We start from the raw sequence: 16,389 nt of genomic DNA, 5'->3' as shown, positions 1-16,389 counted from the left end.
TCCCGGCCATCGTATGACCGCACCACCCACCCTAACCGGAGATCGAATCTCCATTTTATGTTACGGTGCCGCTCAGTGAAACGGAGATGTCATCTCCGGATTCATCTTCACACGACACGACAGCGGCAGGAGAAGACGCGATGCACGGACACGACGCGGTTGCGGGCCATGACCAGAGGAAGCAAGGGCGACGGGCTCGACACCCGAGGCGGATCGCCGCCCTGGCCGCGGTCACCCTGGTGGCCGGTCTCGGTCTGACCGGCTGCGGGTCGGACGAGCCTGCGGCCGGATCGTCCGCCACGTCGGCATCGGCGTCGGCCTCCGCGTGTCCGACCTCCGACCCGGGAGGCACCGGAGGGACAGCATCGAGTGGCGCCTCCACAGGCACACCCAGCGGCATACCGTCCGGCGGCTCGAACGGTGGGGGCCTGAAAATCGTCGAGGCGAAGACGATCAAGAAGATCGACAACAGCACGAGCACGGTGATCGACCCCAACGGTCCGGCGATCACCTGTGACACGTCGGCGGTGAGGACGACCGACGACATCACCTACTCCTCACCGACCACCCACGGCAAGAAGACCGACCTGAAGCTCGATATCCAGGTGCCCAAGTCCTCGGGCAAGAAGCCGCTGGTGATCTACCTGACCGGCGGCGAATGGGTCCTGGCGGAACGGACCGGCAACCTCGATCAGCGCACGTACATCGCCGACCAGGGGTACGCGGTCGCCAGTGTCCAGTACCGCACCACGACCAGCGGTGCCACCTACAAAGACGCCCTCGCCGACGTCAAGTCCGCCATCCGCTACCTGCGCGCCAACGCCGACACCTACGGGATCGACACGGACCACGTCTACGTATGGGGCCAGTCGGCGGGCGGATACCTGGCGGCCATGACCGGTGTCACAAACGGCGACAAGGCGTACGACGTCGGCGACCACCTCGACCAGAACAGCAAGGTCCAGGGCGTGGTGGACGAGTTCGGTCCCGCCAACCTGTCGGAGATCGCCTCCGACTACGACCAGGCCGCCAAGGACAGCAACTACGCGGCGGGCAACTCGGCCGCGCAATGGGTCTACGGCCCCGGGACGACCAAATCCATCAAGGCGTACACCAGCCAGATGGCCGCCGCCGACCCGGCCACCCACATCTCCTCCTCGACGCCGCCCTTCCTTCTCCTGCACGGCAGCGCCGACCCGCTGGTCTCGCCCAGCCAGACGCTGAACCTGTTCACCGCCCTCAAGGACAAGGGCGTCGACGCCAAGCGCGTCGTACTCACCGGCGCCGGCCACGGCGACCTGAGCATCCCGACCAACTCCGGCGCCTCACCGAGCGCTTCCTCCGGCGCCGAAGCCCCGTCCGGCGGCGCCGCGAAGCCCTGGTCCACCAAGAAGACGATGGGCTACATCACGAACTTCCTCGCAGGGCACATCGGTTAGACGCGGGCCGGCGCTGGAGCAGCCCCGCGGGCCGCCACAGGGCGAAGGCCAGGCCGAGACCTAGCGGGAACTGCGGCAACTGCTGGATCACCGGAGGCCCGGACCTGGCCCCCCGCCTGAGCGGGGCACCGCCCTGCGGATCGACGGTGACCGTGCGAACCACCGAATCTGTCGGACCCTGACGTGTTCGGTACGCCCGTGCTGGTGCAGTGCCCGCTGCTCCATCTCCAGGCTCTGCAGGATCAGCACCCCGAAGAGGCACATCAGCGCCAACGTTGCGCCGGTGTTTCGGCACCATACCCAAGGGACCCGAACCTCGGCGAACTCGTCGCCTACGTCGGCCACCGCTGACGCACAACACGCACAGGCACAGAAAGCACTCATTACGTCAGCAGTTACGGGTGTATGTCACAGCGGAGAAACAGACTGACCGGGGCGGCCTGAAAAGCTCTTCCCGGGGCACTCGGTTCTTCGCGGTGCCGATGGGTGCCGTTCCCCGAACGAAAGGGAATGCCGTGTACATAGGTCTGGGTACCATTGTCGTCATCATTGTCATCGTCGCCATCGTCATGATGTTGCGCCGCGGCTGACTCTTGCTCCTCGTCGTTGCATGGTCAGATCGTGAAGTGGTCGGGGTCGGCGGCCTTCCAGTCGGCGGCCCAGTCGGAGGGCGGCTCAAGGAGCAGTTGTCCTGGAGCCAACCAGTTGTAGAGCACGTCGTAGGAGCGCACGGTCTGTGGGTCGATACGGCGCCACAGCATGTGCGGATGGAGTTGCGCGGGTTCGGTGACTCCCATGGAGGCCATGATCTGCAGTGCGCTGTCGACGGTGGCCTTCTGGAGGCGCCGCACCCGCGCGGCCTTGTCGTCGACGTCCAGTGCGCGGGCTCGTCGCGGGTCCTGGGTGGTGACGCCGACGGGGCAGGTGTTGGTGTGGCAGCGCTGAGCCTGGATGCAGCCGACCGCGAACATCATGGCGCGGGCCGCGTTGCCGTAATCGGCGCCCTGGATCAGGCGTTTGACGAGGTCAGTCCCGGTGGCGATCTTGCCGCCGGCGCCGATCCGGACGCGGTCCCGCAGGCCCGCGCCGACCAGGGCGTTGTGCACGGTCATCAGACCTTCGGTGAGTGGTGTACCGACGTGGTCGGCGAATTCGAGCGGTGCCGCGCCTGTGCCGCCCTCCGCGCCGTCGACGATGATGAAGTCGGGTGCGGTGCCCTCCTCGATCATCGCCTTGCACACCGCGAGGAACTGGCGCCGTGAACCGACGCACAGCTTGAAGCCGGCCGGCTTGCCGCCGGACAGCTCCCGCATCCGCGCGATGAAGCGGACGAGTTCACGAGGCGTGGAGAACACCCGGTGATAGGGCGGTGAGATCACCGTCTCTCCCTCGGGGACGTCCCGCACCCGGGCGATCTCCGCGTTCACCTTGGCCCCGGGCAGCACACCTCCGATACCGGGTTTGGCGCCCTGCGACAGCTTGAGCGACACACACTTGACGCTGTCGGCCGACGCCTTCTCGGCGAATTCCCCGGGGTCGAAGTCCCCGTCCCGGGTCCGGCAGCCGAAGTAGCCGGTGCCGATCTCCCAGACCAGGTCGCCGCCCGCGCGCAGGTGGTACTCCGACAGCCCGCCCTCGCCGGTGTCGTGTGCGAAACCGCCTGCCGCGGCCCCCTGGTTGAGGGCCAGTACGGCGTTGGCCGACAGCGAGCCGAAGCTCATCGCGGAGATGTTCAGCAGGGCCATGTCGTAGGGCCGGGTACAGTCCGGGCCCCCGATCCGCACGCGCGGCGGGTGCTCGGGCACCGGGCGGGGCGCCATCGAGGGGACCAGGTACTCGTAGCCAGCCTGGTACACGTCGCGTTCGGTCCCGAACGGCTCCTCGGCGGCGGTGCCCTTGGCCCGCTCGTAGACGATGCTGCGGACGTCCCGGTCGAAGGGCCGTCCGTCGAAGTTCCGCTCGACGAAGTACTGCTGCAGTTCGGGGCGGATGCGTTCCAGCAGGTAGCGGGCGTGCCCGAGCACCGGATAGTTGCGCAGCACCGAGTGCCGCCGCTGGGTCAGGTCCCAGACACCGATCGCACCGAGTACGGCGAGCGGTACGGCCGCCGTCCACCACCAGGGCGACACCACGACGGCCAGAGCGGCCGTCGCGAGGGCGGCGCCTACGACCACCGCAATCATTCCGGTTCTCAACATTCCCTCCTAGTAACCCGCGTGGCCTGTCGCATGCGCGAGGCCAGAAAACATCCGCATGTCATACGGCAGAGCGGGTATGACGGTCTTTCGGAAAGGTGAATCGTGATATTGGATCGCGTTGAAGTCGAAATTTAAAATTGTGTGGGAACGAAAACGGTGGGAACTCGCTCCACCGAGGGACGCCCACCGAAATACCGGACGGGCTTCTTCGGTGTTCATTCACTACAAGGGGAGGTTTCGCATGACGGACAACATGTGGGGTTATCAGGCCGAGGCGGGCCACCAGACAGGAATGGACCTGACCGGCTTCAAGGTCGAGGCGAGCGACGGCTCGATCGGCAAGGTCGACAAGCACTCCGAGGATGTCGGAGCCGCGTACATCGTCGTCGACACCGGTGTGTGGATCTTCGGCAAGCAGGTTCTGCTGCCTGCCGGTGTCATCTCGTCCATCGATGTCGCCGAGCGGACGGTCCACGTCGGTCGCACCAAGGAGGAGATCAAGAACTCCCCCGAGTTCGACAAGGACAAGCACATCGGTGACCCCGGCTACCACGAGCAGGTCGGCGGCTACTACGGAGAGCACCGAGCCTGACCGCTACTCCACGGCCCACAGGGGCGGGCACCGGCGTTCTGCCGGTGCCCGCCCTTCGCCGTACGGGCCGACCGCCGACGCCGTGATCGGGTCCGGCTACTCATCCGGCGGCGCGACGAGGCCGCCCAACGACCCGTGCAACTCCCCCTGCTGCGAACGGCGTTGGCGGTAGGCCGCCGCGTTGGCCCGCCCGCCGCAGGTCGACTTGTCGCACCAACGGCGGCTTCCGGACCGGGAATGGTCGACGAACAGCCGTGTGCACCGCGCGTCCGCGCACGCCCGGATGCGTCGGTGATCGGGGCCGCCCAGCAGGACGCACGCCTGATGCGCGACGGTGGCCAGGGCCTGGTCGACGTTGCCGCGCCACACCGCGTGGCCCAACTCCCCCAGCACCGGGGTGACTTGCTTGCCGCCCGCCGTCCTGCTGATGAGCCGCAGGTCTCCGGCGCGGGGTTGCCGCTCCAGCGGATTCGCGGACGCCGTGCGGTAGATGGCCTCGCGCAGCTCCCGCGTCCGCTCGACATCGGCCTCGCCGACGCGCCCGGCCATGTCCACCAGCCCTGCCTGTTCGATCCACGCGGCCAAGTCCCGCGGACCGGCGAGCAGTTCGATCGGGTATGTGCTGCGCCACGTCAGCGTGGCGGCCAGGTCCAGGGCCAGATGGCCGCTGACGAAAGTGAACTCCACCGAAGCAGTGTCGCTCACCCCGGCATACATCGACAAGATCGTGGAATCAGACCCTTGACCGATGACGCTACGGACCAGACGGGCAGGATTCCGATGGCCAACGCCCCCGTCGCCGCGCCCACGGCCTGCTATCTCGGCGTCGCCGTACCGGCGCGTCTGGCCGACGAGGGAGCGCGCGTCGCACTCGTTCTGCTGGCCTTGGCACGTGAACACAGCGCGCGCCTCGGCGGCCTCCTGGTCGCCGCGCTGATGGTGCCTCATGTGGTCGCGGCTCCGGTGGCCGGTGCTCTCGCCGACCGGGTCCGCCACCGCAGACTGTTCCATGCTCTGGGCCTGGCCGCCTACGGCACCGGCCTGGCCGCGACCGCATGGGCGCTGGGCCGTCTGCCCACGGCCCTCGTCCTGCTCCTCGTCCTCGCGGCCGGCTGCTGCGCCCCCTTGGTCACCGGAGGACTCACCAGCCTGCTCGCCGAGCTCCTCCCCGAGCGGGCCCTCACCCGCGCCTTCAGCATCGACTCCACCACCTACAACCTGGCGGGCATCCTCGGCCCCGCGCTGGCGGCGATGCTGGCCACCACCATCGGACCGGGCGCGGCGCTCTTCGCCCTCGGCGCGGCAGCGCTGACCGGCGCTTCCGCCGTAGCCCTGCTGCGGCTGCCCGTCCGCTCTGCCGCCCGGCACCGTAGCGGTGCGCTGGGACCTGCCGTGCTCGTGGCCGGTGCCCGGGAGATCGTGCACAACTCACCGCTGAGGTCGGTGACTTGGGCCAGCAGCATCGGCCAGATCGGCATCGGGGCCCTGCCCATCGTCGCGGCCCTGCTGGCCGACGAACGCCACGCCGGCTGGGCGGCGGGCGGCCTGATGACCGCTTTCGCCGCCGGCGCGATGGCGGGCTCTCTCACCTACGCCGTCAAACCGTGGACCCGCACCCGGCCCGAACGGGTCGTACTGCTGTGCCTGCCCCTCACCGCGCTCCCCCTGGCCCTGGCCGCCTGTGTGCCCGGGATGGTACTGACCACGGCACTGTTCGCCATCGCGGGCTGGACGACCGGCCCGCTGTTCAGCGCCCTGCTCACCGCCCGCGAACGGTACGCGCCACCAGAGCTGCGCACACAGGTCTTCACCCTCGGCGCCGGCCTGAAGAGCACGGCGGCCGCGGCCGGAGCGGCCGGAATCAGCGCCCTGAGTGCATGGGGCGCCGCACCCCTGCTGGGCATGGCAGCCGGCGCACAGATCCTGGCGGCAGGCTTCGGGGCCGCGCTGCTGACGCACGCGCCGGGGCGTACCCGGCGAAGGGGCCGAAAGCCCGGCGGTGTCGTCCCGGACGACGTGTCAGGAGAACACTCCGCCCCAAGGACGCCACGCAACTGACGGCGCCCCTGCCGTTAGACCGCCCGTCAGCCGTGTCAACACCCTTGCGCGCACGGGTCTTCACGCTCGGCGCCGGCCTGAAGAACACGGCGGCCGCGGCCGGAGCGGCGGAAAACCCGGCGATGCCCTCTGTGACGTCGTGTCAGGAGACGCTCCGCTCCGAGGACTCCACCGAACTGAGGACGCCCACTGCCGACCAACCGCCCCTCAGCCGTACCAACACCCCAGCGCATCAACACATTTAGGTGGCTTGCGTAGGGTGTCGCACCGATCGCGGCGCGCTCATGTCGAGCAGGAGCAGGGCGTCGTGGTCGGGGGTGCCCGGTTCCGCGGTGTAGACGCCGATGCGCTGGCCGGGGCTGCCTTCGACGTGCAGGGACTGGGAGGTGAGGGTGATCGTGCCGACCTGGGGGTGGTGGAAGGTCTTGTCGATGGGTTTGCGTCCGGTCACCTCGTAGCGCTCCCAGAGACCGGCGAAGTCCGGGCTTTTGAGGAGGAGTTCACCGACGAGGTTGGTCAGATCGGGGGCGTCGGGGGCGGTGCCGGCGACAGCGCGCAGACGGGCGACACAGGCGGTGATCTGCCGGTCCCAGTTGTCCGCGAAGAGCTCGCGGGCCGCGGGGTGCAGGAAGAAGTAGCGGGCCAGGTTGCGGTGCTTGGCCGGCCAGTCGTCCAGGCCGGCGAAGAGGGCGAGGCCGCCGGAGTTCCAGGCGAGCAGGTCCATGCTGCGGCTGATGACGTACGCCGGGTTGGGGCGGAGGGATTCCAGCAGCAGCTTGAGATGGGGGCGCACTGTGCGGCTGGGCGCCGGCGGTGGTTCGCCGACGTAACGGGCGGCGCGGGCGGCGAGTTCACGCAGGTGCTGGTGCTGCTGGTCGTCCATGTGCAGGGCGCGGGCGAGTGCGTCGAGGACGGCGGGGCTGGGGCGGGTCTCCTTGCCGCGCTCCAGGCGCACGTAGTAGTCGATGCTGATGCCGGCGAGGGTGGCCAGCTCCTCGCGGCGCAGACCGGGCGTGCGGCGGATGCCGGTACCGACGGTGAGGCCGACGTGGTCGGGGCTGGTCTGGGTGCGGCGGGCGCGCAGGTAGCGGCCCAGCTCGGCGCCCTCGCTGTGCGCGCTCTCGGATGGCATGACTCCAGTCTCACCCGACCGGTAACTGCCGCGCGGCCACGAGGGAGGCCCTGTCATTACCCCCGAAGATCCCGCCCTGCCGCGGCGACGCCGTCCGAGCGAGAGTGAAGGGGCAGGACGCCGAGGCCCCTCCCCCACACCACCGGAGTGAGGGCGCTGGGCGTCACCACGGAACGGAGAGGGTGGAATGCGTTACATCAAGCTGCGTGACCTGGAGGTTTCCCGGATCGGCCTCGGGGCGATGGGTATGTCTCACGCCTACACCGGCTCCGGCACCGGCACCGGCACCGATGAGGCCGAGTCGATCAGGACCGTGCACCGGGCGCTGGAGCTGGGCGTCACGCTCATCGACACCGCCGAGATCTACGGCCCTTACACCAACGAGGAGTTGTTGGGCCGGGCGTTGCAGGGGCGCCGGGACAAGGTGGTGCTGGCCACGAAGTTCGGCCTGGTCTCGCACGCCGGCGACGGGGCCTGGAAGCTGGACTCCGGCCCGGCGAACATCCGTACCGCCGTCGAGGGCTCCCTGAAGCGGCTCGGCACCGACCACATCGACCTCTACTACCAGCACCGGGTGGACCCGGACACCCCGATCGAGGAGACCGCCGGCGCGGTCGGCGAGCTGATCGCCGAGGGCAAGGTGCGCGCCTTCGGTCTCTCGGAGGCCGGCCCGGAGACGATCCGCCGCGCGCACGCCGTCCAGCCGGTCACCGCGGTGCAGTCGGAGTACTCGCTGTGGACCCGCGGTATCGAGGACCGCGTCCTGCCCGTCCTGCGGGAACTGAACATCGGCCTGGTGCCGTTCTCACCGCTGGGCCGGGGTTTTCTGACGGGCACCGTGCGCTCCACCGACCAGTTCGACGCCTCGGACTTCCGGCGCGACAACCCGCGCTTCAGCGGCGAGAACTTCCGGCGCAATCTCGCGATCGCCGACGAGGTGCAGGCCCTGGCCACCGAGGTCGGTGCCACACCGGCCCAGGTCGCGCTGGCCTGGCTGCTCGCCCAGGGCGACGACATCGCCCCGATCCCCGGCACCAAGCGGGTCGGCCGCGTCGAGGAGAACACCGCCGCCGACGCGATCACGCTCACCTCGGACCAGCTCGACAGGCTCAGCAGCCTGCCTCCCGCCGCGGGCGACACCCACACCGAGGCCCAGGCACGGATGCTCGAACGCTGATCAACCGCACCTCTCGGCACAACCCCCGTTTGGAGTAGTTCCTCTCATGCGTGCAGCAGTGATGTACGGAGCCGGAGACGTCCGCGTCGAAGACCGGCCCGACCCGAAGATCGTCAAGCCGACGGACGCGGTGGTGCGCACGGTGGCCGCGTGCGTGTGCGGCAGCGACCTGTGGCCGTACCGTTCGATGCCGGCCACCGGAACCGGCCGCCCCATGGGGCACGAGTTCCTCGGCGTCGTCGAGGAGACCGGCGCGGAGGTGGCCGGACTGAAGGCCGGTGACCTGGTCGTCGCCCCGTTCACCTACAGCGACAACACGTGTGACTACTGCGCCGAGGGCCTGCACATCTCCTGTCGCAACGGCGGCCGGTACGGCTTCGACGGAGTCGACGGCGGGCAGGGCGAAGCCGTCCGCGTCCCGTACGCGGACGGCACCCTGGTCAAACTGCCGGTGGCCGCCGACTCCGCGCTGCTGCCCTCTCTACTGGCCCTCTCGGACGTGATGACCACCGGCCACCACGGCGCGGTCACCGCCGGCGTCGGCCGCGGCGACACGGTGCTGGTCGTCGGGGACGGCGCGGTCGGCCTGTGCTCGGTGATCGCCGCCGGGCGCCTGGGTGCCGAGCGCATCGTGCTCGCCGGCCGCCACGAGGCACGCACCGACCTGGGCCGTGCGTTCGGGGCCACCGATGTCGTCGCCGAACGGGGCGAGGAGGGCATCGCCCGGATCCGCGAACTGACCGGCGGTGTGGGCAAGGTGATCGAGGCGGTCGGCACCCTCGAGGCCCTGGACACCTCCCTCGGCGCGGTTCGGGACGGCGGCGTCATCAGCCGCCTGGGCGCACCGCAGTACGAGCAGGGGCCGATCGGCCGGCCCCCCTTCATGCGCAACATCACCCTGACCGGGGGCGCCAGCCCCGCCCGCGCCTACATCGAGCACCTGCTGCCCGACGTCCTGGACGGCACCATCAACCCCGGCCGCGTCTTCGATCAGCCCTTCACCCTCGACCGGACACCGGACGCCTACCGGGCCATGGCCGACCGCAAGGTCCTGAAGGCCCTCATCACGCCGTGACGGCCCCGGCCGCCAAAGCAGCTCCGGTTCATCGACGGGCTGCCGCGCGAACGTCCTATACGTGGTAGCCCCTGGCGGAACCGGCCCGTGAACGGTTTCCCGCCAACGACCACTCCCGCCCCCGGCCTGTCGCGGGAGTGGACGACGGGGCCTCGCGAACACGAGCCAGCCGGACGCCCCGTCAGGCGCGGCCGACCGCGTAACGGCGCACGCCGTAAACGCCCGCCCCCGCCGCGATCACAGCGGCTCCGGCGAGAACGGAGGCGCGGGGCAGGGCGAAAGCCAGGACCAGGCAGCCGGCCAGGCCGATGACCGGCACGATGCGGGCCGGGCGCCCCTCGGCCGGGGACAGGGTCCAGGCGGAGGCGTTGGCGATCGCGTAGTAGGTCAGCACCCCGAAGGAGGAGAAGCCGATCGCGCCGCGCACGTCCGCCGTGGCGGCCAGGACCGCGACGACCGCGCCGACGGCGAGTTCGGCGCGGTGCGGTACCTGGAAGCGGGGGTGGACGGCGGCCAGCGCATGCGGCAGGTGCCGGTCGCGGGCCATCGCCAGGGTGGTGCGCGAGACGCCGAGGATCAGAGCGAGCAGCGAGCCGAGCGCCGCGACCGTCGCACCGGCCCGCACGACCGGGGTCAGGCCCGGCACGCCCGCCGCGCGTACGGCCTCGGCGAGCGGGGCGGTGCTGTGGGCGAGCCGCCCGGGGCCAAGGACCAGCAGGACGCAGACGGCGATCGCCGCGTACACGACCAGGGTGATGCCGAGCGCCAGCGGGATGGCGCGGGGAATGGTCCTCCGCGGGTCGCGGACCTCCTCGCCGAGGGTGGCGATACGCGCGTACCCGGCGAAGGCGAAGAACAGCAGCCCCGCGGCCCGGAGGACCCCGCCGAATGAGGCGTCGGCGCCGATGTCGAGGCGGGCCGCGTCCGTCGAGGCGGAGGTGAGGCAGGCGACGATCACTGCGGCAAGCACCACCAGGACAACGGCGACGATTCCCCGCGTCAGCAGTGCGGACTTGTGCACCCCGGCGTAGTTCACCGCGGTCAGCGCCACCACCGCCGCCACCGCGACCGCGTGCGTCTGGCCGGGCCACAGATAGGAACCGACGGTCAGGGCCATCGCGGCGCAGGACGCCGTCTTGCCGACCACGAAGCCCCACCCGGCCAGGTAGCCCCAGAACTCGCCGAGCCGCTCCCGGCCGTAGACGTAGGTTCCGCCGGACCGCGGGTAGCGCGCGGCCAGTCGTGCGGAGGAGGTGGCGTTGCAGTAGGCGACCACCGCCGCGAACGCCAGGCCGAGGAGGAGGCCGGATCCGGCCGCCGTGGCGGCGGGGGCGAGAGCGGCGAAGATCCCGGCCCCGATCATCGAGCCGAGCCCGATCACCACGGCGTCGAAGACCCCCAGGCGCCGCTCAAGCTCCCCGGTATCACCGGCAGCCGACGACCCGTTCATGGCCAACCCTCCCGCGCATAACACACCCGAGTGCCCAAGTCTGGCCGAATACTGGCCATTTGTGCCCAGGGACTTGCCGACGCCTTGACGATCCGTTCCCTACCCGTTCAACCAGCCACCTGTGCCTGTGTTGTGTGCCGCCCCTAACGTCCCTGAGGGTTTCGAAGGAAGGCACTCATGGACGCACTCTTCGCGGTCCGGGCTCGCGGCATCACCAAGTGCTTCGGCGACATCGTCGCACTCGACGGTGTCGACCTGGATGTGACGCAAGGTCAGATCCACGGCCTGGTCGGACCGAACGGTGCCGGCAAGACGACACTGCTCGGCCTGCTGCTGGGGCTGGCCGTCCCCGACGGCGGACGGCTGGAGATCCTGGGCACACCGGTCGAGCGGGCGCTCGCCGCTCCCGACGGTGTCGCCGGTTTCGTGGACGCGCCCGGTCTCTACCCCTCGCTCACCGCCCGGCAGAACCTCGCCGCGCTGGCCGCGCTCCGCGGCCTCGACGCGGGGACGGCGGGCATCGACGACGTGCTCGGCGAGGTCGGGCTCACCGATGTCGCCGACGACAAGACCCGCGGCTTCTCCCTCGGCATGCGCCAGCGACTCGGACTCGCCTCCGCACTGCTCACCCGCCCCCGGCTGCTCGTGCTCGACGAGCCGTCCAACGGCCTCGATCCGGCGGGCAAGAGACATGTGCACGGTGTCCTCACCCGGCTGGCCTCGGAGGGAACCGGCGTGGTGCTCTCCAGCCACCGTATGGACGACCTGGAGGCCCTGTGCTCCGAGGTCACCATCCTCGCCACCGGACGGATCGTCTTCTCCGGCCCGCTGAGCAAGTTGGCCGCCGAGAACCGTGAACTCGACTACCGGCTGCGCACCTCCGACCCCGGGACCGCGCGCCGGGTCGCCGCCGACACGCCGGGCATCCGGATCGTCGACGACAGCGGCGTACGGCAGGACGCCGACGTGCTCGTCGTACGCGCGCTGACACCCGCCCTCGACGAACTCGTCGCCAAGGTCGTGCGGTCGGATGTCGCGGTGCGCGAACTCGCCCCCGTCGTATCGCCGTTGGAAGCCGCGTTCCTCGCCCTGACCGAGCAGCAGGAGGCCGGCCGATGACCGCGACCGCAGCCCAGGTCCGCGTCGCCCCCGCCCGCCTCGTCCCGGTCTCGCGCGGCTACCGCTTCGAACTGGTCAAGCTGGTCTCGCAGTGGCGGATCCGGCTGCTGGTGCTCGCCTGCTGGATCGCGCCGGCGCTCTTCGTCGCCGGGGTCAGCCAGCAGAGCACGCTCCCCTCCGACACCCTCTTCGGCCGCTGGATGCACGCCACCGGGTGGGCCGGACCGCTGGTGATCCTCGGTTTCGCGGGCACCTGGGCGCTGCCGCTGCTGACCTCGGTGGTCGCCGGTGACGTGTTCGCCGCCGAGGACCGGCTGGGCACCTGGCGGCATCTGCTGGTGGCGGTCCGTTCGCCCACCCGGATCTTCGTGGCGAAGGTACTGGCCAGCCTCACCGTCATCCTGCTGCTGGTGGCCGGTCTCGCCGTCTCCAGCGCGGTCGGCGGGCTGCTGGCGGTCGGCAACCAACCCCTGGTGGGACTGGACGGGCACCAACTGGCGCCCGGAGACGCGGCCTTCCACGTCCTGCTCGCCTGGGTCGCGGTCCTCGCCCCGACCCTCGCGCTCGCCGCGATCGGACTGCTCGGCTCGGTCGCGCTCGGCCGCTCCCCGATGGGCCTGCTGCTGCCTCCGATCGTCGCGCTCGCGATGTCGGTCGCCCAGATGCTGCCGCTGCCCGTCTCCGTGCGCCTGGCGCTGCCCACCTACGCCTTCATCTCCTGGAACGGCCTGTTCACCAGCCCGTCCCAGCTCGCCCCGCTCCTGATCGCCGTCGCGGTCAGCCTGGCGTGGGCCGTGCTCGCGACCGTCCTGGCCCATGTGCTGCTCGTACGGCGCGACTTCACCAACCCGGCCTACGACGGCTCCGGGCGCCGCGCGATCACCCTCGGCGTGCTGCCGCTGGCCCTGCTGACCGCCGTCACCGTCGGCGCGGTCGCCGTGGCCACCCCGTCGACGGGCTCCGGCATCGAGCAGGACAAGGTGCAGAAGTCCCTCGCCACGGTGTTCGGCCACCTCTACCGACTGCAGACGCGGCAACTCCACCGACCCGCCGTCACCGAGGCGCAGTTGCGCGCCACGGCGGCATGCACCAAGAGCGACGGCCAGGCCGCCCAGGAGGGCGCGGGCAACGACTGGCGTTGCGTAGTGAGCTGGCACCTTCCCGGGGTCGCGGTCACCGGGACGGCCATCTACCAGCTCGACATCACCTCGGACGGGCGGTTCGTGGCGGACGGCGACGGTCCCAAGGAAGTGAACGGCTACTTCCTGGCACGGACTTCGACCGGAGACGCCCCGAATCCGCTGTGGCAGTTCGACGGCAACGTCGATCTGCTCGACACCCACTGAAGGGAACCACTCCGTGCAGGTAACACGCCAGCGTCGGATCAACGAGAAGAATCACGTCAACCTCTTCGGCAGACGCGTCGGGCGCCGCGCCATGCAGGTGACCGCGGGCATCACCGTCGCCCTCGGTGTCACGGGCACCGCGGTCGCCTCGACCTACCAGTTCGGTACCCAGCAGGTCGGCCAGACCACCGCCAACGGCCAGGTCGTCTCCGCCGACCAGTACATCAAGCCCTACGGCAGCCGCACGGTCATCAACGACGGCAAGATCATGTCGTCGACGGTCAGCCCGGACGGCACCCACCTCGCGGCCTCCATCGCCGACGGTGACGCGTCGCTGGTCGTCATGGACCTCGCGACCGGTCAGGTCAAGCAGAAGGTCGGCACCAACGCGGCGGACGACCTGCGTATCAGCACCGCCGCGGTCGGCCAGGAGGGCCCGACCTACTCGCCCGACGGCAAGCAGCTCTGGCTCGGACAGGCCAACGGCTACACCAAGTTCACCGTCAACGCCGACGGCACCCTCGCCAACCCGACGGCCGTGACGATCGCGGCCGACGGCACGAAGCAGGCGCTGGTGGGCGCGGCCGTATTCTCGGCCGACGGCTCCACCGTGTACTCCGCGGTCAACGGTCAGAACAAGGTGGTCGCCATCGACGCGGCCACCGGAACCATCAAGCAGACATGGGCCGTTGGCAACGCACCGCGCGGACTCGCCCTGGTCGGCGGCAAGTTGTACGTCAGCAACGAGGGCGGACGTCCGGCCAAGGCCGGCGACACCACCATCAACTCCTACGGCACCGACGTCGTGGCGAACCCGAAGACGGGCGCCGCCACCACCGGTACCGTCAGCGTGATCGACACCGCGAACCCGGCCGCCGCCGTGGGCACCATCGCCGTGGGCCTGCACCCGACCGCCGTGTACGCGAGCAAGGGCGCGGTGTTCGTCACCAACACCGCCGACAACAACGTGTCGGTCATCGACAGCCGCAAGGACAAGGTCGTCCAGACCATCTCGACCCAGCCGTGGCCGGAGGCCTCGGTCGGCTACGAGCCCAACGCGGTGACGCTCACCGACGACGGCCGCCTGCTGGTCACGCTCGGCCGCGCCAACGCCGTAGCCGTCTACCGCTACAGCTCCCCGCAGCAGCCCGCGCGTTACGTCGGCCTGCTGCCCACCGACTACTTCCCGTCGGGGATCACCGCGCTCGGCAAGAAGGTCGTCGTCGCCAACACCCGTGGCATCGACGCCCTGCGCCCCGACGCGGCCGGCCACGGCACCCACGACACCACGTCGAGCCTGACGCAGTTCACGCTGCCCAGCGACCTGGTCATCAGGTCGCAGACGGCCAAGGTGTTCAAGCAGAACGGCTGGACCTCCGGCTCGGTCCAGACGGCCAAGAGCAAGAGCAACACGAAGGCCGTCCCGGTCCCGACGCGCATCGGCGCCCCCTCGACGATCAAGCATGTCTTCCTGCTGGTCAAGGAGAACCGCACCTACGACCAGCAGTTCGGCGACGTCGCGCAGGGCAACGGCGACTCCTCGCTCACCCAGTTCGGCGAGAACGTGACGCCCAACCAGCACGCGCTGGCCGAGCAGTTCGGGCTGTACGACAACTTCTACGACATCGGCACCAACTCCGCCGAGGGCCACAACTGGCTGATGCAGTCCGACAACCCGGAGTACACCGAGTCGTCGGCCGGCGAGTACACCCGCAGTTACGACACCGAGGACGACGTCCTCGGTCACCAGAAGACCGGCTTCATCTGGACCGGCGCGCAGGCGGCAGGCAAGTCCGTCAAGGACTTCGGCGAGTTCCAGTCGCTGGAGACCAAGCCGGCCGGCGCGAACTGGCAGAACCTTTACTGCGACAGCAAGACCATGGCCGCGACGGGGGCGCAGACGGCGTACCCCATCAAGACGGGCTCGGCGATCCCCTCGCTCAACGACGTGTCGGTGCAGGGCTTCCCGAAGTTCGACCTCGACGTTCCGGACATCTACAAGGAACAGATCTGGCAGCAGGACTTCGAGAAGAACGGTCCTGCCAACCTGAACATGTTCTGGTACTCCAACGACCACACCGGCGGCCCGGCGAACGCCGCCGCCGAGGTCGCCGACAACGACCTCGCGGTCGGCCGGACGGTCGACGCGATCACTCACAGCAAGTACTGGAAGGACTCGGCGATCTTCGTCGTCGAGGACGACTCCCAGGCCGGCCTCGACCACGTCGACGGCCACCGCGCCCCGATCCAGGTCATCAGCCCCTACGCCAAGCACGGCACCGTCGACAGCCACTACTACTCGCAGATCACCATGGTCCGCACCATCGAGCAGATCCTCGGCATCCACCCGATGAACCAGCTCGACAGCGCGGCCACCCCGATGTACGGCGCCTTCACCTCGAAGGCGGACACCACGCCGTTCACGGCGGTGCCCAACCGGACCTCGCTGACCCTCGGTGTGAGCCCCCAGCCGTCCTGCGGCTCGGACACCCCGGCGGCCCAGGCCGCAGGCGCGGCGGCCGCGCCGACGTCCACGGCGGTGCCGGCGGCCGAGAAGGCGCTCGCGACGCAGTGGAAGACGTGGGCCTCGCACCAGCGTCTGACCGGCACGAACGCCGTGCCGGACTACGCCAACCCCACCCAGATGAACCGCTACACGTGGTACCAGACCCACAACTGGACCAAGCCGTACCCCGGTGACAAGAAGGTCTACGCACCGAACGACGTACCCGGCGCCTACCTCCCGTCGGCGGAGAACGACGGCTGACACAGGCTGATCGACTGGTCAAGGGCCCCTGGTCGG

12 protein-coding genes are annotated in these 16,389 nt (G+C 69.9%); 8 read left to right on the top strand and 4 right to left on the bottom strand.

Annotation, left to right across the window (positions count from 1 at the left end; genetic code table 11):
• Positions 1–140: 140 nt before the first annotated feature.
• Positions 141–1,439 carry an alpha/beta hydrolase gene (locus tag ABZT04_RS33160; RefSeq protein ID WP_356060777.1) on the top strand — a complete coding sequence of 433 codons (1,299 nt, stop codon included), beginning with the start codon at positions 141–143 and terminating at the stop codon, positions 1,437–1,439.
• A 614-nt stretch (positions 1,440–2,053) separates the two neighbouring features.
• Here ABZT04_RS33160 and ABZT04_RS33155 read toward each other — a convergent pair.
• Entirely contained in the window at positions 2,054–3,637 is a 1,584-nt protein-coding gene (locus ABZT04_RS33155) for an FMN-binding glutamate synthase family protein (protein ID WP_356060775.1), read from the bottom strand.
• A gap of 241 nt (positions 3,638–3,878) precedes the next feature.
• On the opposite strand from ABZT04_RS33155, the gene ABZT04_RS33150 reads away from it, so the two are divergent.
• Positions 3,879–4,229 carry a PRC-barrel domain containing protein gene (locus ABZT04_RS33150; protein WP_355908810.1) on the top strand — a complete coding sequence of 117 codons (351 nt, stop codon included), beginning with the start codon at positions 3,879–3,881 and terminating at the stop codon, positions 4,227–4,229.
• Between the two features lie 96 nt (positions 4,230–4,325).
• Here the strand turns inward: ABZT04_RS33150 and ABZT04_RS33145 are convergent, their stop codons facing one another.
• The gene (locus tag ABZT04_RS33145; RefSeq protein ID WP_356060773.1) at positions 4,326–4,916 is read right to left on the bottom strand and encodes an ABATE domain-containing protein; all 591 of its coding nucleotides are present in this window, start codon (positions 4,914–4,916) and stop codon (positions 4,326–4,328) included.
• A 54-nt stretch (positions 4,917–4,970) separates the two neighbouring features.
• Between ABZT04_RS33145 and ABZT04_RS33140 the strand changes: the two genes are divergently transcribed.
• Entirely contained in the window at positions 4,971–6,287 is a 1,317-nt protein-coding gene (locus tag ABZT04_RS33140; protein ID WP_356060771.1) for an MFS transporter, read from the top strand.
• Positions 6,288–6,528: 241 nt separating this feature from the next.
• Here the strand turns inward: ABZT04_RS33140 and ABZT04_RS33135 are convergent, their stop codons facing one another.
• Positions 6,529–7,419, bottom strand: coding sequence for a helix-turn-helix transcriptional regulator (locus ABZT04_RS33135; RefSeq protein ID WP_356060769.1), 891 nt, complete (start codon positions 7,417–7,419; stop codon positions 6,529–6,531).
• 187 nt (positions 7,420–7,606) lie between these two features.
• On the opposite strand from ABZT04_RS33135, the gene ABZT04_RS33130 reads away from it, so the two are divergent.
• Positions 7,607–8,596, top strand: coding sequence for an aldo/keto reductase (locus ABZT04_RS33130; protein ID WP_356060767.1), 990 nt, complete (start codon positions 7,607–7,609; stop codon positions 8,594–8,596).
• A 46-nt stretch (positions 8,597–8,642) separates the two neighbouring features.
• Positions 8,643–9,671, top strand: a complete 1,029-nt coding sequence (locus ABZT04_RS33125; protein WP_356060765.1) for an alcohol dehydrogenase catalytic domain-containing protein — start codon at positions 8,643–8,645, stop codon at positions 9,669–9,671.
• A gap of 181 nt (positions 9,672–9,852) precedes the next feature.
• On the opposite strand, the gene ABZT04_RS33120 is transcribed toward ABZT04_RS33125, so the two are convergent.
• Positions 9,853–11,121, bottom strand: coding sequence for an APC family permease (locus ABZT04_RS33120; protein ID WP_356060763.1), 1,269 nt, complete (start codon positions 11,119–11,121; stop codon positions 9,853–9,855).
• 177 nt (positions 11,122–11,298) lie between these two features.
• Between ABZT04_RS33120 and ABZT04_RS33115 the strand changes: the two genes are divergently transcribed.
• The 3 genes from ABZT04_RS33115 to ABZT04_RS33105 are packed head-to-tail and all read left to right on the top strand — an operon-like array spanning position 11,299 to position 16,353.
• Positions 11,299–12,240 (top strand): ABC transporter ATP-binding protein, encoded by a 942-nt coding sequence (locus ABZT04_RS33115; RefSeq protein WP_356060761.1) that lies wholly within the window; start codon positions 11,299–11,301, stop codon positions 12,238–12,240.
• On the top strand, positions 12,237–13,586 hold the full coding sequence (locus tag ABZT04_RS33110) for an ABC transporter permease (protein WP_356060759.1): 1,350 nt from the start codon (positions 12,237–12,239) through the stop codon (positions 13,584–13,586). The genes ABZT04_RS33115 and ABZT04_RS33110 overlap by 4 nt, the downstream gene beginning before the upstream one ends.
• A gap of 13 nt (positions 13,587–13,599) precedes the next feature.
• Positions 13,600–16,353 carry an alkaline phosphatase family protein gene (locus tag ABZT04_RS33105; protein ID WP_356060757.1) on the top strand — a complete coding sequence of 918 codons (2,754 nt, stop codon included), beginning with the start codon at positions 13,600–13,602 and terminating at the stop codon, positions 16,351–16,353.
• Positions 16,354–16,389: the final 36 nt, after the last annotated feature.

The sequence above is a fragment of the Streptomyces sp. NPDC005492 genome, assembly GCF_040605995.1.
Classification (GTDB): Bacteria; Actinomycetota; Actinomycetes; order Streptomycetales; family Streptomycetaceae; genus Streptomyces.
Note: the sequence above shows the minus strand (reverse complement) of the source record. Positions and strands in the feature narration are given on the sequence as shown.

Bases quoted from the DNA above. Each gene is read 5' to 3' on its own strand.
- ABZT04_RS33160 (WP_356060777.1), top strand. From the start codon at position 141: ATGCACGGACACGACGCGGTTGCGGGCCATGACCAGAGGAAGCAAGGG.
- ABZT04_RS33155 (WP_356060775.1), bottom strand. From the start codon at position 3,637: ATGTTGAGAACCGGAATGATTGCGGTGGTCGTAGGCGCCGCCCTCGCG.
- ABZT04_RS33150 (WP_355908810.1), top strand. From the start codon at position 3,879: ATGACGGACAACATGTGGGGTTATCAGGCCGAGGCGGGCCACCAGACA.
- ABZT04_RS33135 (WP_356060769.1), bottom strand. From the start codon at position 7,419: ATGCCATCCGAGAGCGCGCACAGCGAGGGCGCCGAGCTGGGCCGCTAC.
- ABZT04_RS33130 (WP_356060767.1), top strand. From the start codon at position 7,607: ATGCGTTACATCAAGCTGCGTGACCTGGAGGTTTCCCGGATCGGCCTC.
- ABZT04_RS33125 (WP_356060765.1), top strand. From the start codon at position 8,643: ATGCGTGCAGCAGTGATGTACGGAGCCGGAGACGTCCGCGTCGAAGAC.
- ABZT04_RS33120 (WP_356060763.1), bottom strand. From the start codon at position 11,121: ATGAACGGGTCGTCGGCTGCCGGTGATACCGGGGAGCTTGAGCGGCGC.
- ABZT04_RS33115 (WP_356060761.1), top strand. From the start codon at position 11,299: ATGGACGCACTCTTCGCGGTCCGGGCTCGCGGCATCACCAAGTGCTTC.
- ABZT04_RS33110 (WP_356060759.1), top strand. From the start codon at position 12,237: ATGACCGCGACCGCAGCCCAGGTCCGCGTCGCCCCCGCCCGCCTCGTC.